2 protein-coding genes are annotated in these 1,176 nt (G+C 64.7%); both read left to right on the top strand.

Annotated elements, in window-relative coordinates; translation table 11 throughout:
• Positions 1 to 40 precede the first annotated feature (40 nt).
• The gene (locus Mlute_RS16330; protein WP_027887990.1) at positions 41 to 619 is read left to right on the top strand and encodes a transposase family protein; all 579 of its coding nucleotides are present in this window, start codon (positions 41 to 43) and stop codon (positions 617 to 619) included.
• Between the two features lie 26 nt (positions 620 to 645).
• Positions 646 to 1,164: a hypothetical protein gene (locus tag Mlute_RS16325; protein WP_036197009.1), complete on the top strand. Its 519-nt coding sequence runs from the start codon at positions 646 to 648 to the stop codon at positions 1,162 to 1,164.
• Positions 1,165 to 1,176: the final 12 nt, after the last annotated feature.

Below are 1,176 nucleotides of genomic sequence, written 5' to 3'. Positions count from 1 at the left end.
CAGACTTGACCGTTATTCAGGGTTGAGGCTAGATAGAGGCATGAACTTACGCGAAGCCTTAGCCTCATTGGACGATCCACGCTACCAGAACCGGCGCTATCCGCTGTGGGGGGTGGTGGCATTGGTGCTGGTGGCCTTTGTGTGCCGGGTGGACTCCCTGCGGGGTGTGGCCCGCTTTGCCCAAGCCAATCCCTTCCTGTGTAAGCCCCTGGGCTTGCGCAAGGCCCCAGGACGCAGCTCAATCGCCCAGCTCATCCGCCGCTTGGACCCGCAAGCGCTGGGTTCAGCCCTGCAACAGGTCTTTCCCGAACTCCCCCTTCCCGCCTCTTTCCCTACCTCTACCGCTACTACCTCTGCCCTGGTCGCGGATGGCAAGGTCTTGCGGGGGAGTGCTAAAGGCGAGAGCCCGGTGGTGCGGGTGGTGGAGCTGTGGTGTGAGCAAGCCCGCCACAGCCTGGCCCAGGCCCAAGTCGGTGGGCGGGAGGATGAGGCCTTGCTGGGTCTGCTGGAGCGCATGGGGCTGGAGGGTTTAGCCGGTCGGGTGGTGGTGGCCGACGCGGGCTTCCTCTACCCCCGGGTGGCCGAAGCCATCCGGGCTAAGGGGGGGATTACCTGCTGAGCCTGAGAGCCAACCAAGCCCGGGCGTTGGAGGCGGTAGAGTGGCTGTTCGCTTGCCTGGACGAGCATCCCCTGCCCGGGGAAAGCATCGTCCAGTGGGAAGAACTCCGTGACGGGGAGGTGTGGCGCTACCGGGCCTCGGCCTCCCCCCATCTCCCCCCCTGGCTGGACTTCCCTTTTGCCCGGCAGGCCGTGCGCCTGGAGCGCTGGGTGTGGCATAAGCGCAGCAAGCAGCAGCGCTACAGCGTGCACTACGCCCTGAGTAGCCTCAGACCCGAGGCGGCGGGGGCCAGGCGTCTGGGCGAACTCATGCGCCAACGCTGGGGCGTGGAGAACCGGAACTTCTGGGTACGCGACGTGCTCTTACGCGAGGACCATGCCCAGGCCCGTGGCGCCCTGGCCTTCAACCTTTGTGCCCTGCGGGCTTTCGTGCTGAACTGCCTCAACTACCGCAAGGTCCAGGCTAAAAAAGCCGCCCTGGAAGCCTTCTCCTTCAACCCCCTCTCCGCTTTGAGGTTCCTGGGGTTGCATACAAAAGATGTATAGCGGTCAAGTCTG

This window comes from Meiothermus luteus, from assembly GCF_003574085.1.
Taxonomy (GTDB): Bacteria; Deinococcota; Deinococci; order Deinococcales; family Thermaceae; genus Meiothermus; species Meiothermus luteus.
This window is presented reverse-complemented; position numbering and strand designations above follow the sequence as displayed.